The sequence below is a fragment of the Amycolatopsis sp. CA-211722 genome (assembly GCF_056828465.1).
Window position 1 is genome coordinate 1203888 of record NZ_CP184752.1, and the last position, 26475, is coordinate 1230362.

At 69.6% G+C, this 26475-nt stretch carries 29 protein-coding genes and 1 tRNA gene; 13 read left to right on the top strand and 17 right to left on the bottom strand.

What is annotated here, in order from left to right; translation table 11 throughout:
- Positions 1 to 3 precede the first annotated feature (3 nt).
- Positions 4 to 1494, top strand: coding sequence for a GAF domain-containing protein (locus tag ACOCEP_RS05870; protein ID WP_482336172.1), 1491 nt, complete (start codon positions 4 to 6; stop codon positions 1492 to 1494).
- On the opposite strand, the gene ACOCEP_RS05875 is transcribed toward ACOCEP_RS05870, so the two are convergent.
- On the bottom strand, positions 1457 to 2044 hold the full coding sequence (locus ACOCEP_RS05875; RefSeq protein WP_482336173.1) for a DinB family protein: 588 nt from the start codon (positions 2042 to 2044) through the stop codon (positions 1457 to 1459). The genes ACOCEP_RS05870 and ACOCEP_RS05875 overlap by 38 nt on opposite strands.
- Positions 2045 to 2139: 95 nt before the next feature.
- Between ACOCEP_RS05875 and ACOCEP_RS05880 the strand changes: the two genes are divergently transcribed.
- Together ACOCEP_RS05880 and ACOCEP_RS05885 are read left to right on the top strand one after the other, a co-directional pair.
- Entirely contained in the window at positions 2140 to 2940 is an 801-nt protein-coding gene (locus ACOCEP_RS05880; RefSeq protein ID WP_482339602.1) for an SGNH/GDSL hydrolase family protein, read from the top strand.
- Positions 2919 to 3476 carry a TetR/AcrR family transcriptional regulator gene (locus ACOCEP_RS05885; protein WP_482336175.1) on the top strand — a complete coding sequence of 186 codons (558 nt, stop codon included), beginning with the start codon at positions 2919 to 2921 and terminating at the stop codon, positions 3474 to 3476. Before ACOCEP_RS05880 ends, ACOCEP_RS05885 begins: the two co-directional genes overlap by 22 nt.
- Here the strand turns inward: ACOCEP_RS05885 and ACOCEP_RS05890 are convergent.
- The gene (locus tag ACOCEP_RS05890) at positions 3464 to 4897 is read right to left on the bottom strand and encodes a phytoene desaturase family protein (protein ID WP_482336176.1); all 1434 of its coding nucleotides are present in this window, start codon (positions 4895 to 4897) and stop codon (positions 3464 to 3466) included. The genes ACOCEP_RS05885 and ACOCEP_RS05890 overlap by 13 nt on opposite strands.
- 95 nt (positions 4898 to 4992) lie before the next feature.
- Between ACOCEP_RS05890 and ACOCEP_RS05895 the strand changes: the two genes are divergently transcribed.
- From ACOCEP_RS05895 to ACOCEP_RS05905, 3 genes are all read left to right on the top strand, one after another.
- A complete protein-coding gene (locus ACOCEP_RS05895; protein WP_482336177.1) occupies positions 4993 to 5727 on the top strand; it encodes a DUF2786 domain-containing protein in 735 nt (244 codons plus the stop codon).
- A gap of 83 nt (positions 5728 to 5810) precedes the next feature.
- Positions 5811 to 6602: a GNAT family N-acetyltransferase gene (locus ACOCEP_RS05900; protein ID WP_482336178.1), complete on the top strand. Its 792-nt coding sequence runs from the start codon at positions 5811 to 5813 to the stop codon at positions 6600 to 6602.
- A complete protein-coding gene (locus ACOCEP_RS05905; protein ID WP_482336180.1) occupies positions 6595 to 7317 on the top strand; it encodes a class I SAM-dependent methyltransferase in 723 nt (240 codons plus the stop codon). The genes ACOCEP_RS05900 and ACOCEP_RS05905 overlap by 8 nt, the downstream gene beginning before the upstream one ends.
- On the opposite strand, the gene ACOCEP_RS05910 is transcribed toward ACOCEP_RS05905, so the two are convergent.
- The gene (locus tag ACOCEP_RS05910; RefSeq protein ID WP_482336182.1) at positions 7314 to 8687 is read right to left on the bottom strand and encodes a UTP--glucose-1-phosphate uridylyltransferase; all 1374 of its coding nucleotides are present in this window, start codon (positions 8685 to 8687) and stop codon (positions 7314 to 7316) included. The two genes, ACOCEP_RS05905 and ACOCEP_RS05910, sit on opposite strands and share 4 nt — an antisense overlap.
- Before the next feature lie 31 nt (positions 8688 to 8718).
- Positions 8719 to 9291, bottom strand: a complete 573-nt coding sequence (locus ACOCEP_RS05915; protein WP_482339604.1) for a 5-formyltetrahydrofolate cyclo-ligase — start codon at positions 9289 to 9291, stop codon at positions 8719 to 8721.
- A 218-nt stretch (positions 9292 to 9509) separates the two neighbouring features.
- Here ACOCEP_RS05915 and glp point away from each other — a divergent pair, with 218 nt between their 5' ends.
- The 5 genes from glp to ACOCEP_RS05940 all read left to right on the top strand — a co-directional run bounded on the left by glp (position 9510) and on the right by ACOCEP_RS05940 (position 13688).
- The gene (gene glp / locus ACOCEP_RS05920) at positions 9510 to 10781 is read left to right on the top strand and encodes a molybdotransferase-like divisome protein Glp (protein ID WP_192743570.1); all 1272 of its coding nucleotides are present in this window, start codon (positions 9510 to 9512) and stop codon (positions 10779 to 10781) included.
- Positions 10781 to 11452, top strand: coding sequence for a GNAT family N-acetyltransferase (locus ACOCEP_RS05925; RefSeq protein ID WP_482336184.1), 672 nt, complete (start codon positions 10781 to 10783; stop codon positions 11450 to 11452). The genes glp and ACOCEP_RS05925 overlap by 1 nt, the downstream gene beginning before the upstream one ends.
- A 161-nt stretch (positions 11453 to 11613) precedes the next feature.
- Positions 11614 to 12426, top strand: a complete 813-nt coding sequence (gene sepX / locus ACOCEP_RS05930) for a divisome protein SepX/GlpR (RefSeq protein ID WP_482336186.1) — start codon at positions 11614 to 11616, stop codon at positions 12424 to 12426.
- Positions 12427 to 12497: 71 nt separating this feature from the next.
- Positions 12498 to 12570, top strand: a tRNA-Ala gene (locus ACOCEP_RS05935).
- Positions 12571 to 12704: 134 nt separating this feature from the next.
- Positions 12705 to 13688 carry a phage baseplate protein gene (locus ACOCEP_RS05940; RefSeq protein ID WP_482336187.1) on the top strand — a complete coding sequence of 328 codons (984 nt, stop codon included), beginning with the start codon at positions 12705 to 12707 and terminating at the stop codon, positions 13686 to 13688.
- A gap of 51 nt (positions 13689 to 13739) precedes the next feature.
- On the opposite strand, the gene ACOCEP_RS05945 is transcribed toward ACOCEP_RS05940, so the two are convergent.
- Together ACOCEP_RS05945 and ACOCEP_RS05950 are read right to left on the bottom strand one after the other, a co-directional pair.
- A complete protein-coding gene (locus ACOCEP_RS05945) occupies positions 13740 to 14156 on the bottom strand; it encodes an SgcJ/EcaC family oxidoreductase (RefSeq protein WP_482336189.1) in 417 nt (138 codons plus the stop codon).
- Between the two features lie 21 nt (positions 14157 to 14177).
- A complete protein-coding gene (locus ACOCEP_RS05950) occupies positions 14178 to 15359 on the bottom strand; it encodes an acyl-CoA dehydrogenase family protein (protein WP_482339606.1) in 1182 nt (393 codons plus the stop codon).
- A gap of 210 nt (positions 15360 to 15569) precedes the next feature.
- Here ACOCEP_RS05950 and aroF point away from each other — a divergent pair, with 210 nt between their 5' ends.
- Entirely contained in the window at positions 15570 to 16619 is a 1050-nt protein-coding gene (gene aroF, locus ACOCEP_RS05955; protein WP_482339608.1) for a 3-deoxy-7-phosphoheptulonate synthase, read from the top strand.
- Position 16620: 1 nt separating this feature from the next.
- On the opposite strand, the gene ACOCEP_RS05960 is transcribed toward aroF, so the two are convergent.
- Genes ACOCEP_RS05960 through ACOCEP_RS05975 form a run of 4 tightly spaced genes read right to left on the bottom strand, consistent with a single transcriptional unit; the run spans position 16621 to position 19544 of the window.
- Entirely contained in the window at positions 16621 to 17880 is a 1260-nt protein-coding gene (locus tag ACOCEP_RS05960; protein ID WP_482336190.1) for an MFS transporter, read from the bottom strand.
- The gene (locus ACOCEP_RS05965; protein WP_482336191.1) at positions 17877 to 18224 is read right to left on the bottom strand and encodes a VOC family protein; all 348 of its coding nucleotides are present in this window, start codon (positions 18222 to 18224) and stop codon (positions 17877 to 17879) included. Before ACOCEP_RS05965 ends, ACOCEP_RS05960 begins: the two co-directional genes overlap by 4 nt.
- A complete protein-coding gene (locus tag ACOCEP_RS05970; protein ID WP_034305716.1) occupies positions 18221 to 18382 on the bottom strand; it encodes a hypothetical protein in 162 nt (53 codons plus the stop codon). Before ACOCEP_RS05970 ends, ACOCEP_RS05965 begins: the two co-directional genes overlap by 4 nt.
- Positions 18375 to 19544, bottom strand: a complete 1170-nt coding sequence (locus ACOCEP_RS05975) for an MFS transporter (protein ID WP_482336193.1) — start codon at positions 19542 to 19544, stop codon at positions 18375 to 18377. The genes ACOCEP_RS05970 and ACOCEP_RS05975 overlap by 8 nt, the downstream gene beginning before the upstream one ends.
- A gap of 78 nt (positions 19545 to 19622) precedes the next feature.
- Here ACOCEP_RS05975 and ACOCEP_RS05980 point away from each other — a divergent pair, with 78 nt between their 5' ends.
- Positions 19623 to 20180, top strand: coding sequence for a helix-turn-helix domain-containing protein (locus ACOCEP_RS05980; protein WP_482336194.1), 558 nt, complete (start codon positions 19623 to 19625; stop codon positions 20178 to 20180).
- A gap of 2 nt (positions 20181 to 20182) precedes the next feature.
- Here the strand turns inward: ACOCEP_RS05980 and ACOCEP_RS05985 are convergent, their stop codons facing one another.
- The 7 genes from ACOCEP_RS05985 to ACOCEP_RS06015 form a co-directional block, all read right to left on the bottom strand.
- Positions 20183 to 20590 (bottom strand): VOC family protein, encoded by a 408-nt coding sequence (locus ACOCEP_RS05985; RefSeq protein WP_482336195.1) that lies wholly within the window; start codon positions 20588 to 20590, stop codon positions 20183 to 20185.
- A 25-nt stretch (positions 20591 to 20615) separates the two neighbouring features.
- A complete protein-coding gene (locus ACOCEP_RS05990) occupies positions 20616 to 21980 on the bottom strand; it encodes a pyridoxal phosphate-dependent decarboxylase family protein (protein ID WP_482336196.1) in 1365 nt (454 codons plus the stop codon).
- Positions 21977 to 22429 (bottom strand): DUF6463 family protein, encoded by a 453-nt coding sequence (locus ACOCEP_RS05995; protein ID WP_482336197.1) that lies wholly within the window; start codon positions 22427 to 22429, stop codon positions 21977 to 21979. The genes ACOCEP_RS05990 and ACOCEP_RS05995 overlap by 4 nt, the downstream gene beginning before the upstream one ends.
- Positions 22430 to 22509: 80 nt before the next feature.
- Positions 22510 to 23154: a response regulator gene (locus ACOCEP_RS06000; protein ID WP_482336198.1), complete on the bottom strand. Its 645-nt coding sequence runs from the start codon at positions 23152 to 23154 to the stop codon at positions 22510 to 22512.
- A complete protein-coding gene (locus ACOCEP_RS06005) occupies positions 23151 to 24383 on the bottom strand; it encodes a sensor histidine kinase (RefSeq protein WP_482336200.1) in 1233 nt (410 codons plus the stop codon). The genes ACOCEP_RS06000 and ACOCEP_RS06005 overlap by 4 nt, the downstream gene beginning before the upstream one ends.
- 490 nt (positions 24384 to 24873) lie before the next feature.
- Positions 24874 to 26262: a tyrosine-type recombinase/integrase gene (locus tag ACOCEP_RS06010; RefSeq protein WP_482336201.1), complete on the bottom strand. Its 1389-nt coding sequence runs from the start codon at positions 26260 to 26262 to the stop codon at positions 24874 to 24876.
- Entirely contained in the window at positions 26259 to 26462 is a 204-nt protein-coding gene (locus ACOCEP_RS06015) for a helix-turn-helix transcriptional regulator (protein WP_482336202.1), read from the bottom strand. Before ACOCEP_RS06015 ends, ACOCEP_RS06010 begins: the two co-directional genes overlap by 4 nt.
- Positions 26463 to 26475: the final 13 nt, after the last annotated feature.

Genomic DNA, 26475 nt, shown 5'->3' on the forward strand with positions numbered 1-26475 from the left:
AACGTGGCGGAGCTGCCCGGAGGTGAAGCGTCGCCGCGTGACCCTCAGGCGTACGCGCGGCTGCTGAAGGACGTCCACGACGCCGTCCTCTCCGGTGTTCCCGCGCCGCGTTCCCCCAGGTCGATCGTGTCGGCTTCGTGGAATCGCTCGCTCGCCGCCCGCGTCGACCCGGACAAGGGCGTCGCGCCGCTGGTCTACGACTCCGGCGAGGTCAGCGGTCTGCGGGAGGAGCATCCGCTGGCACCGGTGCTGCCGATCCTGCGGCAAACGCTGGTGAGCATCGCCGACGACGCAGAGCACATGATGATCGTGACCGACGCGGCCGGGCACATCCTGTGGCGCGAGGGCGCGGCGGGCGTGCTGCGGCGCGCGGACGGCGTGATGCTCGCCGAAGGCACCCGGTGGAGTGAAGACGTCATCGGGACGAACGCGATGGGCACCACGCTCGCCACCGGGGAACCGGTACAGATCTACTCGGCCGAGCACCTGGTGCGCACCTATCACGGCTGGACCTGCGCGGCCGCGCCCGTACGCGACCCGGAGTCCGGCGCGTTGCTCGGATCGATCGACGTCAGCGGCCCGTTGCGCACGGTCCACCCCGCGATGCTCGCGCTGGTGACGGCGGCCGCGCAGCTCGCCGAAGGCCAGTTGCGGGCCCGGCTCGCGATGCGCGACGAGCTGCTGCGGGCCGCGAACATGACCCATCTGGAGGCGTTGCGCGGCGCGCCGGGCGCCCTGCTTTCCGCGAAAGGACGCGTGCTGGCGGCCGAAGCCTGCGGCGATCTTCCCGCCACGGTGGACATCCGGCCCGGCGGGGGCGCGGTCACCCTGCCGGACGGACGGCTCGGCACCGTGGAGCCGCTGAGCGAGGGTTACCTGCTGCGCCTGCGGAACCGGGTCCCGTCGAGGCGGCCGCGGCTCGCGCTGGAATTCCTCACCGACGGGCCACCATCGACCACAGTGGACGGTCGCGACGTGCCGTTCACCTTGCGGCACGCGGAGATCCTCACGCTGCTCGCGCTGCATCCGGGCGGCCTCTCGGCGGAGCGGCTGGCCCTGTTGCTCTACGGCGAGAGCGGCAACCCGGTGACCGTCCGCGCGGAGATCCACCGGCTGCGGACGCAGCTCGGATCGGACATCGTGCAGACGCGGCCGTACCGGCTTTCCGCCGAGGTCGACGCCGACTTCCTGCGCGTCCGGGCGGCGCTCAAACGGGGTGACGTCGCCGGGGCCGCGAACGCGTTCCGCGGTCCGCTACTGCCCGAATCGGAGTCGCCCGCCGTTCGCGAGGAGCGCGAATCGGTCACCGCGTCGGTCCGGCGGGTCGTCCTCGGCAGCGGGGACGCCGCGGCGCTGTGGTCGTACTGGGAGACCCCGAGCGGAGCCGACGACCTGGAGATCGTCGACGCGCTGTGCCGGGTGCTCCCGGAGGGCGATCCGCGACGCGCCGTCGCCTTCACCCATCGAGCCCGCGTCCTGTCCGGTCGTACTTGACGGCCGCTTGTTCGATCCTGTCGCGGCGGGCGTTCCAGAAGGCCTCGTCGCGCTGCCCGCCGGCCGCGTCGGTCGAGCCGTCCAGTTGTTCGCGCAGGATGTCGGCGTGCCCGGCGTGGCGGCTGGTCTCGGTGAGCATGTGGACCAGGACGTCGAGCAGCGTCACGCGCGGACGCGGCCACCAGGGCACGTGACCGGGCGAATCGAGGGTGAGCGCCGCGATCGTCGCGTCGGCGTGCGCCCGAGCGCGCCGATAGCGGCCGACGATCTCCTCGCGGGTCTCGTGCTCGGTTGCCCACAGGTCGGCGCCGCGCTGCCCGAGGTCGTCCCAGCGAGGTAAGGGCTCGGGGAACGGCCGGTCGAAGACCTCGCCGAAGTACCGGGATTCCCAGAGCGCCGCATGCTTGACCAAACCGAGCAGGTTGGTTCCGGTCACGGTCAGGGGACGGCGGATGTCGTACTCACCCAGCCCTTCGAGTTTCCGGACCAGCACCTCGCGGACCTCTCGCAGTTCGCCGTGCAAGCACGCTTTCGCGACGTCGTCGACCATGACCCGAGCCTGCCAGGTCCACACCGAGTAGACAGCGTCTACATCAGTTTGATAGACAGTGTCTACAAGGTGAACTCGTGGTTACGGAGATCTGGATGGGCTACCAACGTTTCGTCGCGCTCGGCGACAGCTGCGCCGAAGGGCTGGCCGATCCGCATCCATCCGGCGGCTTCTACCGGGGCTGGGCCGACTTCGTCGCGGCACGTCTCGCCGAGGACGAGCCCGGTTTCCGTTACGCCAATCTCGCGGTTCGCGGCCGCAGGCTCGACCAGATCCACGCCGAGCAGACCCCGGCCGCGAGCAGGCTCCAGCCGGATCTGATCGCCCTGTTCGGCGGCGGCAACGACGTGATGAGCCGCGGCTGGGACGCGCGCACGGTCGCCCGCCGCGTCGACACGGCCGTTCGCGCCTGCACCGGCATCGCGCCGCGGGTCGTCACCTTCACCCTCAGCGACATCTCCCACCGCATGCCGATGGGCCGCCGGATGCTCCCGCGCCTCACCGCGCTGAACGACGCCGTCCGCGAAGCGTCCGTCAGCTACGGGGCGACCCTCGTCGACCTCTGGCCGGACGACGCCGCGCACGATTCCCGCTACTTCGGCCCGGATCGGCTGCACCTGTCGGAGCAGGGCCATCGACGCCTGGCCGGGCACGTCCTCGGCAAGCTCGGCGTCTCCCACGACCCGTCCTGGCTCGCCCCGCTGCCCGGCTCGGCGGGACGCCCCGGCCTGCGCGCGGATCTGCGCTGGCTGACGCGGGAGGTCCTTCCGGTCGCGGGCACCCGCTTCCGCAACCGGCTCATCGGGCGCCAGCCGGGCGACGGTTTCCTGCCGAAGCGTCCCGAGCTCCTTCCCGTCCACGAGGAGACCCGGTCGTGGGCGCCCGAACCCGCCTGATCGACACCGCCGCGCGGCTGCTCGCCGAAGAGGGCGTCGGCGCGGTGACACTGCGCGGGATCGCCAAGGCCGCCGGTGTTTCGCACGGTGCGCCGCTGCGGCATTTCCCCGGCCGCGCGGCCCTGCTTTCGGCGGTCGCCACTCGCGGCTACACCGAACTGCTCGATCGCGGCGCGGGCCTTCCGGACGGGACACCACGCGAACGGCTCATCGCGGCCTGCCACGGCTACCTCGATTTCGCCCTGGCCAATCCGGCGATGTTCGAGCTGATGTTCCGCCGCGACCTCATCGACGCCGACGACGCCGAACTCACGCGAGTGAGCAGCGCGGTGTTCGACTTCTTCGCCGCGATGGTCGCGGAACTGCAGGAAGGCGGCTGGCATCCCGCGACCGATCCACGGCTGCTCGCGTCCTCGCTGTGGGCGTCACTGCACGGTCTCGCCCAGCTGTGGCTCTGGGGCGGACTGGCCGGTGCGAGCTTCGCGCCGTCACCGGAAAGAGCGTTGGCCGTCACCCTCGACGCCTACCTCGGCTGAACCGGGAAGTCTCTGCCCAGTACGGCTTTCGCCGCGTGCCAACCGCCCATCCCGTGCACGCCCGGCCCCGGCGCCGTCGCCGCCGAACACAGGAAGACCCCACCGAGCGGGGTCCGATGCGTGTTCCACCGGGCGACCGGCCGCCCGAGCACCTGACGCAGGTCCACCGCTCCGGCGGCGACGTCACCGCCGGGATAGTTCGCGTTGTAGGCCTCGAGTTCCGGAGCGGTGAGACAGCGGCTCGCCAGCACCGTGTCGGAGAATCCGGGCGCGAAGCGTTCGATCCGCCGCCGGACCAGCTCCGTGACGTCACGCGGATCCCCTTGCGGTACATGGCAGTACGCCCACACCGGCCGTTTACCCGGCAGCCCGCGGGACGGGTCGAGCGCCATCGGATCCGAAACGAGCACGAACCGGTCGTCCGGATCCTCCCCGCGCGCGACGGCGTTTTCGGCGGCGTACACCTCGTCCCGCGTGCCCCCGAGATGGACGGTGCCCGCCTTGGCGACCTCCGGCACCGCCCACGGAACAGGTTCGGAAACCAGGAAATCGACCTTCGCCACACCGGGCCCGTAGCGGTAGGACTCCAACGCCCTCCGGTATCGCGGCGGCAGCAGATCGCGGGCGATCTCGAGGAAACCGCGCGGGGCGACGTCGAGGATCACCGTGCGCGACGTCGCGAGTTGCCGCAGATCGGTGATCCGGCTGCCGAGGTGGATCCGCCCGCCCTGCGCCCGGACGTCGGCCGCGAGCGCCTCGGTGATCGTCTGGCTGCCGCCGCGGGCGATCGGCCAGCCGGTCGAGTGCGCCAGGTGGCCGAGCAGGAGTGTCGCGCCCGCCGCGGCGAGCGAAGGCTGACGGCCCATCACGTGCGCGGAGACCCCGGAGAGGAGCGCGGGCGCCTCCGGGCCGGTGAACAGGCGGCGCTCCAGACCGGCGGCGAGTGTCGCGATCCTGGCCGGGAGCAGGGCGGCGACCCGAGGATCCCGGGGAGGATGACGAAGGTCTCCGAGCAGCAATCCGGCCAGTTCGCGGCTGTGGTCGACCAGCGGGCCCAGCAGACGGCGCCAGCGGGCTCCGTCCGCGCCGAGTGCGTCACAGGTCCGATCGAGATCTTCGTAAGCGAGACCGGCCCGGCCACCGTCCAAAGGGTGCGCGTACGCGATCTCCGGCCGCAGGAGATCGACACCGTGCGCGGCGAGATCGAACCAGCGGAAGAACGGGGAAGCCGCGGCCAGCGGATGCCCGGTGGCGCAGATGTCGTGGCGAACTTCCTTTTCGAACAGCGAAGCCGTGCGCGTCCCGCCGCCGATCTCGTCCGCCGCCTCGTGCACTTCGACCGTGAGGCCCGCCCTGACCAGCAGGACCGCCGCCGCGAGCCCGTTCGGACCGGAACCGACCACCGACACGTCGACCGCCATGGTGCCCCCTTGCCGGGATCGGCGACAGCTCGCCCGAATATTGTCGGACCTCTCTCCTAGATTGATCCGCTCCAACCCAATCAGGAAGGAGGGCCATGCCCGACCATGACACGCTGCTCGCGCGCGTCCGGAAACTCCTCGCGAAGGCGGAGGACCCGGCGGTCACCGAGGCCGAAGCCGAGTCGTACAACACCAAGGCCGCCGAACTGATCGCCCGGTACGGCATCGATCAGGCGTTGCTGGCCGCCTCCGGGGCGACCGCGGACGAGATCACCCAGATCATGGTCCCGCTCGACAACCCGTACAGCCGGGACAAGGCGGGGCTGCTCACGAACATCGCGTATCCGCTGCGCTGCCGGGCCCTGCTGCACCGGCTCGGCCAGTCGGTCACCGCGGTGACGGTGTTCGGTTTCCGCTCCGATCTGGAGCGCACGGAGCTGCTGTACACGAGCCTGCTGCTGCAGGCGACCACCCAGCTCACCCGGGTCCGCCCGGAGAACCGGGTGTTCGCGGGCGAGTCGCTGGCGGCCTACCGGCGAACCTGGCTGCACGGGTTCTCCGGCGCGGTCTACGAGCGGCTCCGCAACAGTGAGGACACCGCCGCCCGGACCCATGCGGCCGCGGCCGGGCACCGCTCGGCCGAGCTGGTGATCCAGGACCGGACGGCGATGGTCAAGCAGGCGTACGACGAGCAGTACGGAGATCTGCGCTCGGCGCCGCCGAGGCGGTTGTCCGGCAGCGGCTACCTCGACGGGCACTCCGCCGGCGAGCGCGCCAACCTCAACACCACCGGCATCACCGGGCGACGCCGCGCGCTGCCCGCGCACTAGCCCGGCCGCATTCCCTCGCACGGCGGAGTCCGTGCCCGAAAACCACCTCGTGAGAATCGCCTGCCCTCGGGTCTACTGAGGACATGATCGTGATCGAAGACCTGGCCACCCGGCCCGACCTGCGCGAGCCCGCCCTCGCCCTCGGCGGTGTCGGCGGCGAATTCCTCCAGCACGGCCTGGCCGGTCTGCTGGCGAAGTCGTCCCACCTCGCGGCACGCTGGCCGGAGTACTTCCTCGTGCTGCTGGAAGACGGGGCCCCGGTGGCGAGAGCGGCCGCCGTCCCGGTCGGCTTCCCGACGGCCGAACGCCCGGAACTGCCGGACCACGGCTGGGACGCCGCCCTGATCTGGGCCGCGGAAGACCTGATGAGCGCCCGTGAGACGAACACCCTGATCGCACTCGAAGTGATGGTCGCGCCAGGCCGCCGTGGCGGTGGCCTGGCCACAAAAGCATTGGAAGCGTTGAAAACGCGCGCCTCGGATACGGGGATGCGCAAGCTCGTCGTGCCGGTCCGCCCGGCCGGGAAGGAGAACGAACCAGGACTGTCCTTTGAGGACTATGTGGCCCGTCGTCGCGCGGACGGCCTGCCGGAGGATCCGTGGCTACGCACGCATGAACGGCTCGGCGCCCGGTTCGTGAAGGTGGCGCCGTTCGCGATGACGGTCACCGGCACCTTCGCCCAGTGGAAGGCGTGGACCGGCGTCGAACTCCGGGACGGCCTCACGGCCGTGCCGGGCGGGATCGCGCCGGTGCTCGCCTCCTCGGCGCTGGACGTCGGCGTCTACACCGAACCGAACGTCTGGCTGGAGCATCCCTCCAGCCATAAATGCATGGCCCGTGAACGCTTCCCGGAACTATCGTCGCCCAATGCCTGACGCGCTCTTCGCCCACGCCCGGCTCGCACCGATCTACGACGCCTTCGACGGCGCCCGCGACGACCTGGAGCACTACCTCGGCATCATCGGCGAACTCGGGGCGAAGAGAGTCCTCGACGTCGGCTGCGGCACCGGCTGCCTGGCCGTTCTCCTCGTCGCGCGCGGGATCGAGGTCGTGGGGGTCGATCCCGCGGAGGCGTCGCTGGAGGTCGCGAAGGCCAAGGACCCGGAAGGGAAGATCACCTGGATCCACGGCGACGCGAAAGCGGTGGGTGACGTGAAAGCCGATCTCGCCATCATGACCGGGAACGTGGCCCAGGTCTTCCTGACCGACGACGAATGGCGCCGGACGCTCGAAGGCATTCGCACCGCGCTGGTGCCAGGCGGTCACCTGGTCTTCGAGATCCGCCGTCCCGGTCGCCGCGCGTGGGAGGACTGGGCGGCGGACACCGCGCACGACGTCATCGACGTACCCGGCGTCGGCGAGGTCGAGCAGTGGCGTGAGGTCACCGAGGTGAACCTCCCTTTCGTTTCGTTCCGGTACAGCTACCGGTTCTCCGATGGCGAAGTCGTCACCTCGGACTCGACGCTGTGGTTCCGCGAACGCGAAGACCTCGAATCCTTGCTGGCCGAACACGGCTTCCGCGTCCTGGACGTCCGGGACGCCCCCGACCGTCCAGGACGCGAGTACGTGTTCATCACCCAGCGGACCTAGAGAATTTCGCCGTCCGGAACGGTTTTCGGTCCGGTGATCTTCACGTCCCCGCGGACGACGACGTTCTTCCCGAAGGTGACGTCACCGTCCACGGCGAGGCTCGTGCACTCCTTGAGCGAAGGGGCGGAAGGGATCCGTGCGTCGAAGTCCGGCAAGAGCTTGTAGAACTCCTTGCTCAGCGAAACGACCGGCGGGGTGGTGGTGAACTCCGGGATCATCTCCCCGCTCTCGTCGAGCACGTACGCGTCGGACCGGACGACGAGCAGGTCGTCGGTGGTCTTGACCGGCGCGAACCGGGTCCGCGGGATTTCGATGGCCCGCGCGCCCTCGACGGAGCCGATCGCCGCGCCCATCGCCGTCTCGAGCTGGATGACCGGCGTACTGGCCGAATCAGCCGGATCGACGGTCTTCCGGTTCACGATCAGCGGCAGCTGCGGCGCGGCCGGGTCGGCCTCCTGCAGGGCCTTCAGCCGTTCGAGGTCGATCCAGATGTTGTTGGTGTTGTAGAAACGCCATTTGCCGACGTCACCGAACGAGTCGTCGCCGTCGGGGACCTGCGCGGATTCACGCAGGACGATCCGGCCCGCGCGCCGCGCGAGGTGCCCTCCCTTGCGGTCGGCCGCAGTGCCGAGCACGGTCTCCATCGCGAAGGGGACGTTCTCCTCGGCCAGCCACGCGGCGATCCGCGCGTCCGGCAGCGCGCCGAGGTTGTCGGCGTTGGAGACGAAACACCAGCGAACGCCCTCCGCCAGCAGCGTTTCGAGCATCCCGCTCACCGCGAGGGCGATGTAGATGTCGCCGTGCCCCGGCGGGCACCATTCGAGTTCCGGGTTCGCCGGCCATTCGGCGGGCCTGCCGTCGGCGGTGATCTTCGGCTCGCGGCCCTGCAGGAAGTCGGCCGGGATGACGTCGTCGGCGAGATCGGGATACTTCTTCAGCAACTCCAGCGAAGGTTCGCGGGTACCCGCCGAATTCATCAGGATCAGCGGGAGCCGCGCGTTGTACTTTTCGCGGGTCGAAAGCACCTGCATGGCGATGACGTCGAGGAACGTCTTGCCCGGTTTGATCTCCAGCAGCGACTTCGGCCCGGTGAGCCCCATGCTCGTGCCCAGCCCGCCGTTGAGCTTCAGCACGGCGGTGCGATCCAGCACCCGGCGCGCTTCTCCGGCGTCCGGCTCGGGCAGGTCGACGAGCCTGCTGATGTCTTCGAGCGGTTCGAGTTCGTTTCCCGGCAATTGGCCGGCGCCGGGTTCGGACAGCTGCTCGAGGCGACGCCGCAGGGCGGCCAGCTCCATGGCGTGAGCCCCCGCGGAACGCATCTTCGACAGCGTTTCGGCGAACTGATCGGACAGGTGCGCGTCAGAGCTCATTGTGCCCTTTCTGAACCACTGCGTCGGGGCGTCAGTCTATTACCGGACGCGGAGCCAGGCCGCGTTCCGGGGTCAGTACCCCGGTCATGCGGACGTCATGCGGTTCCGCGGGCAATTCACGCACGAGTTCGGCGTCCCGGACGACGGCGATCAGCGCCGCGTCGGGCGCGGCGAAGGAGAGCGACCGGTCGTAGTACCCGGCGCCTCTGCCGAGCCGGACCCCTTCGTCGTCGACGGCGAGCGCGGGGATCAGCACCAGCTCGGCCGTCCCCAGCGTGTCGGGACCGAGGCGGCGCCCGGTCGGTTCGAGCAGCCCCCGCAGCCTGCCGGGCGCGAGGCTGGACGGCCCCTCGAACGCGGCCCACTCCAGCGGCCCCGGTGTGTCGGGGACGATCGGCAGCAGCACACGTTTCCCCTGGTCGAGAAGTTGATCAAGCAGGGCCGTCGACCCCGGTTCGGTGCCGAAGGGGACATAGGCGCACACGACCTCGCCCGGCAGGCGGGCGGCCGCGGCGGCGAGCGCCACCGCCTCCCGGGTGCGGACTTCCGACACCTGCGAACGTCGTTCGGCAGTTATCCGGGTACGCCACTCCGCTTTGCTCAGGTGTTCATTGCCAGGCTCGACCACGCGGTCAGGTTAGGCTTCACGCCTATGACAGGCGCAGCGACCACCCCGGCGGCACGGACCACGAGGAGCTTGCCCGATCGGGCGATTTCCGCGGCTTCGGACCGCATCACTCCTGGTAACGGTGGTGAACTTCAGTTCACCGACGGGCCTTCATCGCGTGCCTGGTCGAACGAACGGATCGAGATCTCCCAGTCATGACGGAGCCCATCGCCGAAGCGGCCGAGACCGAAGACGCGGGACAGTTCCGTTCCGTCGAGGATCAGATCGCGCTGACCCTGGACGCCGCGGTACGCCCGCGCCCGGTCCGGGTCGCCATCTCCGAGGCCCAGGGCCTCCTGTGCGCCGAAGAGGTCGTCGCCGAACACGCGCTGCCCGGTTTCGACCAGGCCGCCGTCGACGGCTACGCGGTCCGCAGCGTCGACGTCCGCGCCGCGGGCCAGGAGCCCGTGCAGCTGCCGGTGGTCGGCGAGATCGCCGCCGGCTCCCGCCAGCCGCGGCGGTTGCAGCCCGGCCAGGCCGTGCGGGTCGACACCGGCGCGCCGCTGCCCACGCTCGCCGACGCCGTCGTCCCGACCGCCTACACCGACGGCCACCAGGCCAAGGTCACCGTGCACAAGTCCGTGCCGTCGGCGGCCTACGTACGCCGGACCGGCGAGGACGTGCAGATCGGTGACGTCGCCGTGCGCAAGGGCGACACCATCGGCTCGGCCCAGGTCGGCCTGCTCGCGGCGGTCGGCAGGGCGAAGGTCCTGGTCTACCCGCGGCCCCGGGTTTCGATCGTTTCCGTCGGCGACGAGCTGGTCGACATCGACCGCACCCCGTCGGTCGGACAGGTCTACGACGTCAACTCCTACGCGCTGTCCGCGGCCGCGCGGGACGCGGGCGCCGAGGTGAGCCGCGTCGGCATCGTCCCCGGCGACCCGAAACGGCTGCGGGAGGTCGTCGAAGGCCGCCTGCTGATGTCGGAGATCGTCGTCGTCGCGGGCGGCGCCGGCGGAAGCGCGGGCGACGAGGTGCACGCGGCGCTGTCGGACCTCGGCCACATCGACATGACGCGCGTCGCCATGCACCCCGGCTCCGTGCAGGGCTTCGGCCGGCTCGGCCCCGATTCGGTGCCGACGTTCCTCATCCCCGGCAACCCGATGAGCGCGCTGGTCGTGTTCGAGGTCCTGGTCCGCCCGCTGATCCGCGCCGCGCGCGGCACCCGCAACCCGCACCGCCGCATCGTCGGCGCGCGGCTGCTCTCGCCGATCACCTCGACCAAGGGCCGCAAGGGTTTCCTGCGCGGGCAGCTGCTGCGCGACGAGGGCAACGGAGAGTACCTGGTGCAGCCGCTCGGCACCTCCGGCGCGCATCTGCTCGCGTCACTGGCCGAGGCGAACTGCCTGATCAACATCGACGAAGACCTCACCGAGGTCGCCGCGGGCGAGCAGGTCAAGGTGACCTTCCTGGCCCAGCGGGCGTAATGGGCGCACCGATTTCCGGCGTCGCGTATCCGATCGAGAGCAGGCATCCGGGCTGGCCCACGAAGCTGGGCCCGATCCGGGTGCCCGCCGGGATCCTCGCCGTCCGGCCGGTCCGGCTGCGGGACGCCGGCGACTGGAGCCGCGTCCGGCTGCGGGACCGCGAACACCTCGAAATGTGGGAACCGACCGGCATCGGACCGTGGCCGGAGCGCAACGCGTATTGGTCGTGGCCGTCCCAATGGCTGGCGCTGCGCGGCCTCGCCAGGCGCGGGCAATGTCTCCCGTTCACCATCACGGTGGATGGACACTTCGCCGGGCAGATCACTGTGGGTAACGTCATCCGGGCGTCGCTCCGGTCGGCCTGGATCGGCTACTGGGTGTCGTCGGACATCGTCCGCGGTGGCGTCGCGACCGGCGCCGTCGCCCTCGTCACCGACCATGTCTTCGATTTCGGCGGACTGCACCGGCTAGAGGCGACCGTCCGCCCCGAAAACACCCCCAGCCTGCGGGTTCTCGCCAAGGCGGGCTATCGCCAAGAGGGTCTTTTCGAGCGCTATCTCGACGTCGCGGGCGGCTGGCGGGACCATTTCTGCTACGCCGTCACCAAGGAGGAGACCGGTGACGGACTGGTCTCGCGGCTCGTCGCGAAGGGCCTCGCGGAGCGCGTTTGACCCCGTCACCGCGTCGTTCCGGTGACCGCGTTACCACAAGCTGTGAGATTCACCTAATTTGGTGATGCATTTTCCGTGATCGAAACCGGCGAGTCTGCGCGGCGTGTGTGACTGTTGTGGCTAGCGTGACTACAGCAGTGGATCGGGGGAGGTGACGGGAGATGCCCAGTTCGGTGATCATCGTCGCGCTCGCAGCGGCATGGCTCGTCGTTCTCGTGCCCATGGTCGCCCGCAAGCGCCAGCAGGTCGCGCGGACGACGGACTCGGCCTTGGCGGCGCGGGTCGTGCGGAGCGGGAGCACACGCCACGAGGGACCGGAGGAGTTCGCGATGGCGGAGAACACGGAACCATCGGTAGAAGACGACCTGGCCGAACTCGAGGCGGAGCTCGACGCCGACCTCGAAGACGAGGCACCGGAAGCCGAGCCGCTTCCCCAGCCCTCGCGCGCGGCCCGGCCCGAAAGAGAACGCCAGGGCAGCGGCTACCGGCCCGGCCGGGGCGGATTCGACCCCGAAGCGGCGGATATCGCCGCGCGCGCCAAGTACGCGTTCCGGCAGCGGATCGTCATCGCGCTGCTGGTGCTGGTGGTCACCACCGCGGCCGTCGCCGGCTTCCTGACCCCGACGGTCTGGTGGGCCCACGGTGTCGTCGACGCCGCCCTCATCGGCTACCTCGTGTACCTGCGCCGCCAGGTCCGCATCGAGAACGAGATCCGGCAGCGTCGTCTCGCGCGCTTCAACAACACCCGAGCCCCGCGCCGCCCGGCGGTCGATGACGACGAAAAAACCCACGAGTCCCGTGAGGACATCGAGGTCGTCGCCACCGAACGCCCGGCCGTCGTGGAACGCAAGCCGTCCCCGATGTCCCGCCTCCGGCGCCAGGCCGTCGTCGTCGACCTCGACGACGAAGATCCGGCCTTCCACGAGCTCGACGAGCCCGGGACCAGGCCTTTCCGGCGAGCCTCCGGAGAGTGACCCCCCTCGTTCAAGGCTTCATGAGCCGCTGCTAAGCTCATGGAGCCTTGAACAAGGGGCAAGCTTCACCAGGGGCTGTAGCGCAGTTGGTAGCGCGTCTCGTTCGCATCGAGAAGGTCAGGGGTTCGATTCCCCTCAGCTCCACAGTAAGTCGAAAGGCTCTTCCCAGAGAAGTCGGGAAGGGCCTTTTCGCTATTCGCGCAGCCGGGTTGTACGAATCTTGTACGCGCGTGAACGACCTTCGCTCGAACCGCGAAACCCGACGAAGGCGAGCGCTCATGTCCGAGCAGGTGCCCCGATCCCCGTTCTCCCGACGTTCGCTGCTGCGCGCCGGCGGGGGTCTCGCCGCGACGACGGCGCTGCTCGGCACCGGCGCGGTGTTCGCCGCGCCGGCTTCGGCCGCGATGCCGGCGTCCAAGCGATTCGACCTCACCAAGCCGTCGTACGACGAGTTTCGCAGCAAGATCCTGCACGAGTCGCATCACGTGATGCAGGGCTTCGCCTTCGACAACCAGAACGTGCGCATCTTCATCGTGAACGCCCGTAACGGCGGGACCGGCGACGACTTGTGTGTCACCCAGGTCAACTTCTCGGGTGAGATCCAGGGCTCGATGCATCTCAACAACGCCGGGCACGGGGTGTCGATCGGTGTCGAACCGGTGGGCACCGATTCCTATATCTGGATGGAATGCGATTCGGACGGGCCGACGGGCAGCGGTCGTGGCACGGCGCTGGCCAGGTTCAAGTTCGTCAACGGTGGCACGCCGTCGGTGAAGAAGTTCCTCACCGGCAGCAAAACGATCACCTGCGCCACCGATCCGATCAACAAGCGGATCGCGGTGCGCCGCAACGAAGGCGGGAAGATGTTCTACAGCGTCTACCCGCTCGCGTCCGCCGCCGCTGGCAACTTCAGCTCACCGCTGGCGCATTTCGCGCAGCCCGCGCTGTCCACCGTGCCGGTGACCTTCCAGGGCTACACCATCTACGGCCAGTATCTGTACACATTGGACGGTGAAGGACACGCCGATCCCGCCGACATCAATTCCTACGTCACGTGCATCGACATGAACACCGGCACGGTGAAGAGCCGCGCGCTGACCAGGGCGGGGAAGTCGCTGGTGTTCCGCGAGCCGGAGGGGCTCGGGATCTACCGGAGCCTGGCTGGGGAAACCCGTTTGTACATGGGTTTCGGGTCGCGCAGCAGCATGGAGAACATCAACCGCTACGCGAACCTGTTCTACAAGAACGTCCTCATCGACTGAGCCGCCGAAGAGGCCTGTCCCCGGGGAAGGACAGGCCTCTCCGGACGGACGTCACTTGTCGCGCGGGGTGTTCTGGTACGCGGCGAGCCGCCACTCGCCGTCCTGGCGGGCGACGGTCCACGAGGCGCGGATCGCGTTGTGGTCGGCGACCTCGGACTCGCCCTTGTACAGCACGCCGCCCTGAGTCAGCAGCACGGCGGAGTCCGCGGAGAGGAACCGGAGGCTGACGGGCTTCCCGGTCACCTGCGTGCCCTTGTAGTTGGTGGCGTAGGCGTCCTTGAGGAACGTCCGGATCTCTTCGCGACCGTTGGCGAAGCTGCCGGCGAGGATCATCGTGCCATCCTCGGTGAAGACGTCGGCGAACGCGTCCGCGTCGTGGTAGGCCCAGGCGGCGATGACCTTCTGGGTGAGGGCCGCGATGGCCGCCTTGTCCGCGTCGGTGACCTTGGCGGTTTCGGTGGTCGTCATGACTTTCCTTCCTGGAGGTCGTCAGATGTAGAGGGTGTTCGGCTCGAGCCCGCACAGCACGCGCCCGTACAGCTCGTTGTTGGTGTCGGGGTGCATGAGCGCGTGCAGGTTGACCGCCTGGATGTCGCGGACGATCCGCTGGATCGGGACGTCGGAGAAGATCGACGATCCGCCGCTGGCGTTGGCGAAGATGTCGATGGCTTCCTTGCTCAGCTTCACCGTCGCGCCCATGTCGGCGCGCGCCTGGACGCGCTCTTCGAGCTTCCACGGCGTGCCGTCGGCCGCCTTCCCGTCGACGAGCGAGGTCAGCCGGGTGGCGTGGAACTCGGCCTGGTCCACCTTCAGCACCGCGTCGGCGACCTGGTGGTGCGTCAGCGGCGCTTCGCGCTGGCTTTCGTAGGCGGTGTAGGTGATCTTGCGGTTCGGCAGGCGCTTGAGGAACTGCTCCTTCGCGGCCCGGCCGAGCCCGACGACGCTGCCGACCGACGACGCCGCGGCGACCGGGAGCAGCGGCGCGCGGAAGATCTCGAGCCCCGCGTTGGCCGTCGAGGAGTACTGGCCCTGCAGGACCGCCGGCAGGCTGATGATCCGCTCGCTCGGGATGAACAGGTCCTTGGCGACCGTGCTGACGCTGCCGGTGCCGCGCAGGCCGCTGGTCGTCCAGTCGTCGACGATCAGCAGATCCGAGATGGGGACGACACCCATGACCGGATACGGCTCCGCGCCTTCCTCGACGAGCACCGCGATGACGACCTGCCAGTGGGCGTGCCGCGCGCCGCTGATGAAGCCCCACTTGCCGTTGACGACGATGCCGCCCTCGGCGGGCCCGGCGATCGCCGTCGGGCTGAGCGTCCCGCACACCCGGATGTCGGGGCGGGAGAAGACCTCGTCCTGGACCGCGTCCGGGAACAGGCCGGTCATCCAGCTGGTGATCCAGCTGACCGCGGTCGTCCAGGCCGGGGACGCGTCGGCGCGGCCCAGTTCCGCGGCGACCTCGACGAGGGTGCGGGTGTCCGCTTCGTAACCGCCGTACCGCTTGGGGACCCGCAGCCGGAAGAGACCGGCCTCGGTGATCGCCTCGATCGACTCGTCGTGCAGGCGCCGGTTCTCCTCCGTCCAGGCCGCGTGCTTCCGCAGCGTCGGAACCAGATCGGTGGCCCGCTGGACGAGCTGTTCGCGAGTCGGGTTCTCGGTGTTCGACACCATTTCCTCCTAGCCGTGGAACCGGGTGAGCTGGTAGCGGGAGGACACCGGTCCTCGCGTGAACCTGTTCGACGGTCCCAGCCGGACGCCTGCCGTGACGTCTCTCCGATTGCGGCAGATTTGAGGACGTGGGGTTCCGGGCGGCGCGGAGACCATGAGTCGGCCGGGAGGACTTCAGGCTCGCCCGCCGACGAAGAGGAGATCGTGGATATGGTCATCGTGATGTCGCCGGACGCCACCGACGAAGAGGTGTGGGCGATCGTCGACCAGGTGGAATCCGTCGGTGGAAGCGCCTTCGTCAGCCGTGGGGTGAGCAGGACGATCATCGGGCTGATCGGTGATGTCGACCTGTTCGAAACCCTGAATCTCAGCGGGCGCCCCGGCGTCGCACGGGTGACCCGGATTTCCGCGAAGTACAAGCTCGTCAGCCGCGAGCACCGGCCGGAGGGCCGGTCGACGGTCGTGGTCGGCGGGGTGTCGATCGGACCGGACACCACGACCCTGGTCGCCGGGCCGTGCGCGGTGGAGACGCCGGAACAGACCCTCGAAGCCGCGCTGATGGCCAAGCGAGCGGGTGCCACCCTGCTTCGCGGCGGCGCCTTCAAACCCAGGACTTCGCCGTACGCCTTCCAGGGGCTCGGTGAGCTCGGGCTCCGGATCCTGGCCGACGTCCGGGCCGAGACCGGGCTCCCGGTGGTCACCGAAGTGGTGGCGCCGCACGACGTCGACATGGTCGCCGAGTACGCCGACATGCTGCAGATCGGCACCCGCAACATGCAGAACTTCGGGCTGCTGCAGGCGGCGGGCCGGGCCGGGAAGCCGGTGCTGCTCAAGCGCGGGATGAACTCCACCATCGAGGAATGGCTGATGGCGGCCGAGTACATCGCGCAGCGCGGCTGTCTCGACATCGTGTTGTGCGAACGCGGGATCCGCACCTTCGAAACCTCGACCCGCAACACGCTCGACGTCTCCGCGGTGCCGGTGGTCCAGCATCTCTCGCATCTGCCGGTGATGATCGACCCGTCGCATTCCGGCGGCCGCCGCGATCTCGTGCTGCCGCTGAGCCGGGCCGCGATCGCGGTGGGCGCCGACGGCGTGCTCGTGGACGTGCACCCACATCCGGAAGAGGCGCTCTGCGACGGGCCGCAGGCGCTGGTGACCGAGGATCTTCAGGAGCTGTCGCAGGCGCTGGACGCGCTGGGCACGCTGATGGGCAGACGACCGATGATCGAGCCGTGGCGCCATCTTCGGGCCAGCTGATTCATTCCCGGCGTGACGCCGCGTAGGCGGCGGCCGCGAGAGCGACCGCGAAAAGCGCGTACGAGGCGAACAAACCGGTACCGGAGGAGCTCAAGGCGCCACCCACGGCCCGGCCCAGCAGCTGCCCGACGCATTCCGCGGTGATGACGGCGGTCGCCAGATCCGCGGCGGTGAAACCGCTCGAACCTGCGGTCGTGGCTCTGATGTACAGGCCGGGATAAGCGAGTCCGACGCCGATCCCGGCGACCGCCCAGGCGGCGAGGGCGGTGGCGAACGAACCTCCGAAGGCGAGGACGGCGGTGCCGAGCGCGGTCATGCCCAGGCCGACGACGGGAAAGCGCGCCGAGGCGAATTTGGCGGCCACCAGGCTGGTCACCGCCCAGCCGAGCGGGGCGGCGCTCAACACGATCGCCGCCTGCCCGAGACTCACCCCGAACCCGCTCGTCAGGAGGACGGTGATGAGACTGTCCGCGCCGAAATAGCCGATGGCGAACAGCACCATCGCCCCGAGCGCGGCGGGGGTGCCCGGCCGGAGCCGCGCGGTGCCCGGCGGGAGGATCGCGATCGTCCCGGCGACGGTGATCGCCGCGCCGGCGAGCGCGAGCGGCCAGTAACCCGCGCTGAACACGACGAGCGCCGCCCCCAGCGGTACCGTCAGTGTCTTCGCGAGCGGCCGCTGTTCGTCCTCTGTGGACGGTTCGCCACGGGCGGCGCGCACGACCAGCAACCGTCCGAAAAGGACGAACGGTACCGGGAGCAGGAGGGTCCACCGCCAGCCGACGAGATGTTCCAGGCCGAGCGTCGCGGCCGGGCCGACCAGCGCGGGCACGATCCACATCGCCGAGGACGCCGCGACCACCCGGATCCGCAGGCGGTCGTCGAGATGCCTGATCGCCGAGCTGATCCCGAAAATCGCCAGCAGGCCACTGGCGAGACCGGCGGAGAACTGGCCGAGGGCGAACATCCACGCCGTCCGCGCCGTCGCGGCGAGAAGCAGACCGCCGAGATAGGCGGCCATGCCGACGGCCAGCGTGCCGCGCGGGCCCAGCCCGCCGAGAACCCGGCTCGCCAGGGGAAGCGCGACGAACAGCCCCAGCGTCGAGCCGGCGATCAGGAGCCCGAGGTCGTTCCTCGCGTCCAGGTCGGCGGCGACGATCGGCAGCAGGCTGGAAGCGACGAAACCGGTGACGGCCGCCGCGAACTCCAGCGCGACGATGCCGACCGCGAGGAACAGCGGGCCCGCGCGCCGGGTCTCGGTCACGTGTAGAGGTCGCGGTCGTACAGGTTGAGCTGCACCCACACCCCGTCCGGGTCCTGGACGCGCATCGAGTGACCGAAGCCTTCGTCCATCGGCGGCCCCGGCTCGAACCCGGCCGCTCGCAGGCGTTCCGCGACGTCCTCCAACGGTTCCTCGGCTTCGAACGCCAGCTCACAACGGCCAACGTCGTCGCCGGAGGACCGGTGTACGGCCAGCATCCCGCCGGCGGCGGGCATCTCGACCCAGCCGCCTGGCCGCGACACCGGCCCGGTGCCGAGGCCGAGCGCCTCGTAGAACCGCGTCATCGCCTCGACGTCCGCGCTGTAGCGGATCGGCATGACCTTCATCGCTCACGTTCCTCACTGGTCCGCAGCAGGTACTCCTCCAGCACCCGTTCGACGAACGACGAGAGCGACTCGTCGGCGTCGACGGACGCGTGCTTCACCCGCTTGATGAGGTCGTTCGGCAGGTAGACGTTGAATTGCCGCTTGGTGACCTCAGCCATGCTCGCATGCTAGCAAGCGATCATGCGAGCGGTCGAGGAGGACCAGCGGGATCGTGGCCAGCGCCAGTGCCGCGCCGATCCACGGGATGGCGGTCAGCGAAGCCCCGAGGTTCAGCGCTCCGGCGGCGAAGGCCGGGGTGAGGCTGATCCCCAGCTGGAAGGCCGAAACCGTGGTCGCGCCGGCGAGGGTCGGAGCGGCGGCGGCGATCGTGAAAACCCGCCCGTAGAGCGCCGGATTGAGCACGAAGGCCGCGACACCCAGGAGGAACACCGTCGGCACGACCACCCAGGCCGAACTGGCGAAAAGCGCGAGCAGCGCCGAAAAGAACGCGATGCCGGCGCCGCCGCCCAGCAGCGCGTGATGCGGCAGGCGGTCCGAGATCCGGCCGCCGAGCGACAGGCCCGCGAAGGCACCGATCCCGAACAGCGCGAGGACCGCGGGGATCCAGATCGCGGGCAGGACGTCCGCGAGCATCGCCGCCAGGTAGTTGAAGGTCACCATGTACGCGGCCGTGCTCAGGATGGTGACCGCGTAGACGCCCCAGAGGCGCGGCGCCCGCATGGCGCGCAGCTCACCCGAAAGGCTCGGCGCGGTGGACGTCGTGGCAGGCAGGCCGACGGCACAGGCGGCCACACCCAGGACGGTGAGCGCGACGACGCCCCAAAAGCCGCCGGTCCAGTCGGTGAGGTTGCTCAGCAGGGTGCCCGCCGGTCCCCCGGCCACCATGGCGACGCTGAGCCCGGCGACGACGACACCCGAAGCGCGAGCGTTGCGGTCCGGCGTCACCAGGCTGATCGCGGTCACGGCGGCGACGGCGAAGAAACCGGCGTAGGCGAGGCCGGCGAAGAACCTGGTGATCAGGAGGATCCAGTAGTCGCCGGAGAGCAGGCCGAACGCGATGGCGGCGGCGAAGACGGACTGTGTCGTCATCAAGGCCGTCCGCCGGGGCCACTTCAGGCTCAGCACGGCGAACGGCGGGCCGCCGAGGACGACACCGAGGGCGAACGCGGTGATGAGCGCGCCCGCGGACGACAGGGAGACGCCGAGATCGGCGGCGGCCGCGGGCAGCACCCCGGCCATCAGGAACTCGGCGCTCCCCATGGCGAACAGGCTGAAGGCCAGGAGGTAGACCCCGGTGGGAAGGCGTTTCGTCTCGATCATGCCGCCAGCATCGGAAGCTTCTGGCTGTTTCGGCAAAGAACTTTGCCGGAACCGGGACGACCCTGCTGTGCTGGCGGCATGGAGAGCCAACCCACCGTCACCGCGGCGATCGAACAGATCGCGCCCCGGCTGCGCCGCGCCCGGGAGAAGAAGGGCACCACGCTGGTGGAACTCGGCCGCGCCACCGGCATCTCCACGAGCACCCTGTCCCGGCTCGAATCCGGGCAGCGCAAACCGAGCCTCGAACTGCTGCTGCCGGTCATCGCCGCACTGGGCCTGCGCGTCGACGAGATCGTCTCGTCACCGAGAGTGCTCGAACCGCCCGCGGACGGCCGCACCCTCATCCCGCTCACCCGGCACGAAGACGGGCCCCGTGCCTACAAGATGACGATCCCGGCGGGCGACGACGAACCCCGCCCGCGAACGCACGGCGGCCGCGAGTGGCTTTACGTGCTGCGGGGCAGGCTCCGGCTCGTGCTCGGCGACCAGGACGTCGTGCTCGGCGCGGGCGAGGCCGCCGAGTTCGACTGCCGGACGCCGCACTGGTTCGGCGCCACCGGCCGCGGGCGGGTCGAAATGCTCAGCCTGTTCGGCGAACAGGGCGAACGGGTCCACGTCCGTGCCCGCACCCGGTGAACTCAGACGCGCTGCTGGATACGGATCAGGTTCCCCGACGGGTCGCGGACGGCGCCGTCACGCAGGCCGTACGGCTGGTCGGTGGGCTCCTGGATGACCTCGGCGCCCGACTCCTGCAGGTGCTTGAAGAGACCGTCGAGGTCGTCGGAGGAGAACAGGATGCCCGCGTAGGTGCCCTTGGCCATCATCTCGCCGATGACGCGGCGTTCGTCTTCGGTGATGCCCGGATCGACGGCGGGCGGGTGCAGCACGATCGACACCGGCTGTCCCGGCGGGCCGACGGTGATCCAGCGCATCCCGTCGTAGCCGACGTCGTTGCGCACCTCGAACCCGAGCAGGTCGCGGTAGAAGGCCAGAGCGGCTTCGGGGTCGGTCTGCGGGAGGAAGCTCCCGTGAATGGCGATGTCCATGACGGTCACGCTAGGTGAGACCGGTTCACGACGCTTCTCGATTCCTGATCGCCTCGATCGCGGCGACACTGCGGTCGACGTCCGCCTCGGTGGTGCTCCAGTTGGACACGGAGACACGCATCAGGCGCATGCCGTGCCACGTGGTCGCACCCATCCAGCACTCGCCGGAGCGTTGAAGGGCCTCGACGACCCGATCCGTATCTTCGCCGAAGCTGACGAGCACCTGGTTCAGCACCACGTCGTTCACGACCGTGACGCCTTCGCACGCGTCGAGTTTCTCGGCGAACCTCCTGGCCAGCGCGCAGCATCGCTCGATCATCTCGGCGATCCCCGCACGACCGAGTTCACCGAGCGCCGCCCACGTCGCGAACCCTCGCGCCCGGCGGGAGGATTCCGGCACGAAGTCGCTCGGCGCCCGCACCCCGCCCTCCCCCTGGCCGGTCAGGTACGCGGCGGTGAGCGCCATCGCGGCCCGGTGCGACCCGGGATGAGCGCAGAAGGCGTAACCGCAGTCGTACGGGACGTTGAGCCACTTGTGCCCGTCGACCGCCCAGGAGTCGGCCTTCTCCAGCCCCGCGGTCAGCCGTTTGAGCGAGGGTGCGGCGGCCGCCCAGAGCCCGAACGCGCCGTCGACGTGCACCCACGCTCCATGGCGGTGGGCGATCTCCGTCGCGGCGGCGAAATCGTCGAACGCGCCGGTGTTCACGTTCCCGGCCTGGAGGCAAACGATTGCGGGTCCGTCGAGCGTCCGTTCGAGATCGGCGATGTCGAGGGCGCCTTGGCCGTCGGCGCGGACCGGCCGGACGGCGTCGGTGCCCAGGCCGAGCAGGCGGAGAGACCGGTCGATCGTCGCGTGCCGCTCTTCACTGGCGACGACCGGCAGCGGCGGCGCCCCGGACAACCCGCGGCGCTCGACGTCCCACCCGGCCCGCGCGAGGACGTGGTGCCGGGCGGCGGCGAGGCCGACCGTGTTCGCACCCTGCCCGCCGGTCACGAAACCGAAGGAGGCGCCGGACGGCAGGCCGAGGACGTCCTTGAGCCATTCGCCCGCCACCTCCTCGACGATCGCGGCGGCGGGCGAGGTGATCTTGTTGAACGCGGGCTGATCCCAGCCGGTCGCGAGCATGTCCGCCGCGGTCGCGGCGTCCAGCGCCCCACCGGTGACGAACCCGAAGTACCTCGGGCCGGTGTTCGCCACCAGCGCCGGCTCGACGGCGTCCGCCAGCCGCCGGATCACGTCGGCGGGCGAGGCGGGTTTCTCCGGCAGGTCACCGAGCTTCTCCCGGACGCCCGTCGTGTCCTCGGGGAAGACCGGGACATCGGCGACGTTTTCGCGGTAGCGGGTCACCCGGGCGGCGACGTCGGCCAGCAGATCCCGCAACTCGGTCATGCGTTCATGATTCCACGACGGCGCCGGGCTCCGGCCAGGAAAAGCGCACCTACGAGCAGCAGGGCGATCGTTCCGGCGTCGAAACCGCCCAGCAGTCCGAGCAGGACCGCCCACGCGAGAACGCCCGACCCCAGCCAGGCGGGCACGCGTTCGCCGCGCCGGGTATGACGGAGCACCAGCCCGCCGAGCAGAACCAGCGGCACCCCGAAACTGCCGGGGCTGAGCCAGAACGCCTCGGCCATGGGGAGCCGGTCGGGCGTGGGGTCCAGCGTGACCGTGTTGAAGAATCCTTCGTCGAAGATCCGCGCCCAGACTTCCTGGCGCATGAAGCCGGCGACGACGGTGTGGAAGAGGCCGCCGCCCAGCGCGAGAATTCCGCCCCAGGTGGCCGGGTCGCGCCACCGGACGCGGGTGGTGGTCGCTTCGGCAGTGCCATCGATTGTCCGCATGCGCATCAGGCTGCTCGCCGTCGCGGTGGGAATCCTCGGCCTGAGGTGCTCGGCTCCTCCTCCGAAATGATGAGATCGGCTCAGCTCGGCCGTACGAGCCCGTTCTCGTACGCGAAGATCACCGCCCGCACCCGGTCACGGACCTCGAGTTTGGCGAGGAGATGACCGACGTGCGTTTTCACCGTGGTTTCGGAGAGGAAGAGCCGCTCGGCGGTCTCGGCGTTGGAGTATCCCCGCGCGATTTCCAGCAATACGTCGCGTTCCCGCGCGGTGAGCCGCTTCAGCAGCGGAGATGGTTCGCGTGCGACAGCAAGCTGGTCCAGCATGCGGTGGGTCGTGGAGCGCGCGATCACGGCATCGCCGGCGTGGACGGCGCGGATGGCGTGCAGCACCTCGTCGGCCGACGCGTCCTTGAGCAGGAACCCGCTCGCACCGGCGCGCAGGCCGGCGATGGCGTACTCGTCGAGATCGAACGTCGTCAGCAGGATGACCTTGGGCGCGTTCTCGCGGGCGGCGACCAGCCCGGTGGCCTCGACGCCGTCCATCCGCGGCATCTGGACGTCCATCAGCACGACGTCGACCCGTGTCTCGGCGAGCTTCGCGACCGCCTCCACGCCGTCGGCGGCCTGGAGGACGATCCGGATGTCGTCGGTCGCGTCGACGACCATGGCCAGCCCGGTCCGGACGAGTTCCTGGTCGTCGACCAGCGCGACGTCGATCGTCATCCCGAAGCTCCCTGTTCGCCGACGCGGAACTCCGCGCGCACCCTGAAACCGCCGTCGACCGGACCGGCCTCGAACGTACCGCCCGCGGCGCGTACGCGGTCCCGGACGCCACTCAGGCCGGCGCCCGTGCCGGGCAGCGAAGGCCGCTCGCCGGCCCCGGCACCGTCGTCCTCGACGACGAACACCGACACCCGCGGGGTGTGCGTGATCGTGACGGTGACAGCCGTGCGTGGACCCGCGTGTTTGACACTGTTGGTCAAGCCCTCCTGGACGAGCCGGTACGCCGCCATGGCCGCGTTCGCCGTCAGCGCGTCGGGCCGCCCCTGCTCGGACAGCCGGACGTCGACGCCCGTCGCGCGGACCCGCTCCACCAGCTCCGGTATCCCGGCGAGCGAGGGCCGCGGCTCGCTGTCGCGCAACACCCGCAGCGTGCCCCGCATGTCGGCCAGTGCCTCGCGAGCGGTCCCGGCGATGACGGAAAGCGCCTGTGCGGCGCGGTCCGGCGCCTTGGCAGCGATCGCGGAACCGCCTTCGGCCTGCCGCACGATGACCGCCAGCGAATGGGCGACGATGTCGTGCATGTCGCGGGCGATGCGCCGGCGTTCATCGGCCGCGGCACGCTCGGCGGCTTCCGCGGCCTCGTCGGCGAGGCGCCGCCGCCGGTCGAACCGGAAGCGGCCGACGGTCCAGGTGCCCGCCACCGCCGCGACCAGGGCGAGCACGGCCAGCAGCAGCGTGAGCCACCCCGTGGGCAGCGCGCCGTAGGCCGTCGCCGTCCGTGCCGTGCACAGCACCGCTCCGAGCACGCTGACGCCGAGGGCGAGCAGGCTCTCGCGCAGCGGCCGATGCGCGGCGACGGCGTACAGGAGCACCAGGTAGGCCGCCGACGTCGGCAGGAAGAACAGCGGGATCTCCATGCTGTCGCTCACGCTCACCAGCCCCAGTGGCTCGGACCGGACCACCGCGTTCGGCAGCACGACGAGCACCGCCATCGCGAGAGCGGCGGAGATGAACGCGGCTTCGGTGGCGATCCGACGCAACGCGACGCTGGAGTGCACCACGATCCCGCAGACACCCGCCACCCACAGCGCCCAGGCCGCCGAGTCGGCGACCAGGAGGATGTCGAGCGAGGCCGGCCCCAGCAGCACGGCGACAGCCAGGGCGAGCAGGAGGTCCGAACCGGCCGGGTGTGCCCGCGTCCACCGGTCCACGCGGTCGGTCCACGTCACGGCCGGATCGTAGACCGTTCCCGGCCCCGGTGGCCTGCCAGAACGAGCACGGATCAGGAAGGCGAGACCGTCAGGCGGCACGCTCGGAGATCGTCCCGCTCACGACGGCTCGTACCCTGGACCGGAGCCGATCTCGGTCCGGCACGGACCAGGTACGGAACAGAGGGCGTGACCAGGTCCTCATGTGACCTTGGGAAACCTTGTTTGACCTGCGCCGGAATGCCCCGGTACCGTTAGGCGTTAGCACTCTTGTCGGCTGAGTCCCGGCGAAAATCCGGTTACCCTCTGCGACTACCTTCCTGGCAGGCCTGGGGCTCATTCCCTTGTCTCGCAAAAGAAACTTCCCGTTGCCGAAGTACCAGCGTCTGGCACCGTCTGTGACCATCTCCGGCGACTTGGTGGGGTCCACGGAACAGGTACGGAACAGGCCTGGAGCGCAGATATGCCCCCGGACCTGGTGTTTTCCGGGGGCATATCCACTGTAGCGCGCCTAGTCGCAGCCATCGCCAAGGAAGCCTTCGATCCGACGGTTGGCAGCGTCTCGCGTCCCGTGGACGAACTTGGCGTAGATCTTCGTCAGCATGTCGACCGTGTGCCCAGCCCTCGCCGCGACGTCAGGCAGCGCGACGCCCGCAGCGATCCACGACGAGACCGCCGCATGGCGAAGGTCGTACGGCCGAGCGGCCAGCGGCGAGGCGACCTCCCCCGGCAGCAACGCGAGCGGCCGGGCCAACCTCCAAATGTCGCTGTAAGACGACTGACTGATCGGACCACCTTCACTGGTTCGGAACAGCCGACCATCCGCCGCCAGGCCCTCCCTGTCGATGTGCTCGGCCAAGATCCGAACGAGCACCGGAGGGATCGGGACGGTTCGCCGATGCTCTTCCGGACGATGCTTCAGCGATCGAACCTGGTACGTCTGTCCGTCGTCGCTGTACCGCGCGGCGGAACTCCCGAGGGAACTCGGCAGGACCAGCTCACCCCACCCAGAGTCAGGCAGCTTGCAATGCACGTCAGCAAGGAAGCGGGCCTCACCAGGCCGAAGCGCGGCGTAGTAGAGCGTGGCGAAGAAGGGCGGCCATGACCGGTTCCCGCCGCGCGGACGAACGTAGGTGACCGCAGCCAGCAATTCACGGGCCTGAACCGGGTTCACGACGACTCCAGGATCAACCTCACGCTCACTGCCGAAGTGGACCAGCTTCACCCCAGCCAACGGGTTGCCTCCGAGGTAGCCGCGCCGTTCGGCGAAGTCGAGGGCCGGAAGCACTGCGCTCTTACGGGTGTCGACTGTCCGGGTAGCCGCCTGCCGACCATCGAGCTTCCGTCGAAGCGCACGCCCAAGCTCCAAGATCCCGTCTTCGCTCGCAAGGTCACCCACCTTCCGCGAGTGGCCCTCAAGCCAGGCCGCCACGTCCTGAATCTCGTCCGACGGCTCAACTCTGGACTCCTCAGGCGGCAACACAAACGTCGTCAGCGCACGCCGCACCAAGGCCGGTTCAACGCTCGACTCACTGACCAGAAACCCTTGCACAGCAACAGCAAGGCCATCCACGAGCCGATCACGCGACCGAGGCGACATATCCGGCCAGACCTGCACAAGGTACTCCCGCGCCACCCGCAGCAACGTCGGCGATCGCTCCTCCCGGTAGATCGATTCGGGTAGCCCGGTCTCGATATCAAAGGCCTCGCCACGGTTCATGGCCTGCTGAAGCTTGGACAGCTCAGCCTTGGCCAATGCCTTGGTAGCGAACCATTCCGAATGCTCCACGCCAGCTGTGATCCAGCGGACGCCGTAGGGCCGCCGTCGTTTCTTTCCGGTCTTCTTGTCCGGCGGCATGGTCTTGATCTCCCACAGCCGGACCTGATGCGTAGGTTTCATGCCGCGCGCTCCTGCCTACCGTCCAGCCATTCACGAACCGCCGTCAGCGCGAACCGCAAGTGGCCGTTGGGCAGCTTGATAGCGGGAGGAGCCGTGTTGATCTCCCGCCACTCGTAGAGCGTGTCTCGGCTTATACCCAAGAATCCGCACAGCTCAGGAGTGCTAAGAAGGGTGTCCAGCTCAATTGCGTTGTCGTTCATCGTTTCCCCCAAG

What these genes read in the sequence shown, in the direction of transcription:
- ACOCEP_RS06015 (WP_482336202.1), bottom strand. Translation starts at nt 26,462, where the DNA reads ATGAACGACAACGCAATTGAGCTGGACACCCTTCTTAGCACTCCTGAG.
- ACOCEP_RS05895 (WP_482336177.1), top strand. Translation starts at nt 4,993, where the DNA reads ATGCCCGACCATGACACGCTGCTCGCGCGCGTCCGGAAACTCCTCGCG.
- ACOCEP_RS05910 (WP_482336182.1), bottom strand. Translation starts at nt 8,687, where the DNA reads ATGAGCTCTGACGCGCACCTGTCCGATCAGTTCGCCGAAACGCTGTCG.
- ACOCEP_RS05965 (WP_482336191.1), bottom strand. Translation starts at nt 18,224, where the DNA reads ATGAAGGTCATGCCGATCCGCTACAGCGCGGACGTCGAGGCGATGACG.
- ACOCEP_RS05925 (WP_482336184.1), top strand. Translation starts at nt 10,781, where the DNA reads ATGGGCGCACCGATTTCCGGCGTCGCGTATCCGATCGAGAGCAGGCAT.
- ACOCEP_RS05990 (WP_482336196.1), bottom strand. Translation starts at nt 21,980, where the DNA reads ATGACCGAGTTGCGGGATCTGCTGGCCGACGTCGCCGCCCGGGTGACC.
- ACOCEP_RS05940 (WP_482336187.1), top strand. Translation starts at nt 12,705, where the DNA reads ATGTCCGAGCAGGTGCCCCGATCCCCGTTCTCCCGACGTTCGCTGCTG.
- ACOCEP_RS05970 (WP_034305716.1), bottom strand. Translation starts at nt 18,382, where the DNA reads ATGGCTGAGGTCACCAAGCGGCAATTCAACGTCTACCTGCCGAACGAC.
- ACOCEP_RS05975 (WP_482336193.1), bottom strand. Translation starts at nt 19,544, where the DNA reads ATGATCGAGACGAAACGCCTTCCCACCGGGGTCTACCTCCTGGCCTTC.
- sepX (WP_482336186.1), top strand. Translation starts at nt 11,614, where the DNA reads ATGCCCAGTTCGGTGATCATCGTCGCGCTCGCAGCGGCATGGCTCGTC.
- aroF (WP_482339608.1), top strand. Translation starts at nt 15,570, where the DNA reads ATGGTCATCGTGATGTCGCCGGACGCCACCGACGAAGAGGTGTGGGCG.
- ACOCEP_RS06000 (WP_482336198.1), bottom strand. Translation starts at nt 23,154, where the DNA reads ATGACGATCGACGTCGCGCTGGTCGACGACCAGGAACTCGTCCGGACC.
- ACOCEP_RS05900 (WP_482336178.1), top strand. Translation starts at nt 5,811, where the DNA reads ATGATCGTGATCGAAGACCTGGCCACCCGGCCCGACCTGCGCGAGCCC.
- ACOCEP_RS05880 (WP_482339602.1), top strand. Translation starts at nt 2,140, where the DNA reads ATGGGCTACCAACGTTTCGTCGCGCTCGGCGACAGCTGCGCCGAAGGG.
- ACOCEP_RS05985 (WP_482336195.1), bottom strand. Translation starts at nt 20,590, where the DNA reads ATGGACATCGCCATTCACGGGAGCTTCCTCCCGCAGACCGACCCCGAA.
- ACOCEP_RS05875 (WP_482336173.1), bottom strand. Translation starts at nt 2,044, where the DNA reads ATGGTCGACGACGTCGCGAAAGCGTGCTTGCACGGCGAACTGCGAGAG.
- ACOCEP_RS05980 (WP_482336194.1), top strand. Translation starts at nt 19,623, where the DNA reads ATGGAGAGCCAACCCACCGTCACCGCGGCGATCGAACAGATCGCGCCC.
- ACOCEP_RS05890 (WP_482336176.1), bottom strand. Translation starts at nt 4,897, where the DNA reads ATGGCGGTCGACGTGTCGGTGGTCGGTTCCGGTCCGAACGGGCTCGCG.
- ACOCEP_RS05995 (WP_482336197.1), bottom strand. Translation starts at nt 22,429, where the DNA reads ATGCGGACAATCGATGGCACTGCCGAAGCGACCACCACCCGCGTCCGG.
- ACOCEP_RS06010 (WP_482336201.1), bottom strand. Translation starts at nt 26,262, where the DNA reads ATGAAACCTACGCATCAGGTCCGGCTGTGGGAGATCAAGACCATGCCG.
- glp (WP_192743570.1), top strand. Translation starts at nt 9,510, where the DNA reads ATGACGGAGCCCATCGCCGAAGCGGCCGAGACCGAAGACGCGGGACAG.
- ACOCEP_RS05905 (WP_482336180.1), top strand. Translation starts at nt 6,595, where the DNA reads ATGCCTGACGCGCTCTTCGCCCACGCCCGGCTCGCACCGATCTACGAC.
- ACOCEP_RS05945 (WP_482336189.1), bottom strand. Translation starts at nt 14,156, where the DNA reads ATGACGACCACCGAAACCGCCAAGGTCACCGACGCGGACAAGGCGGCC.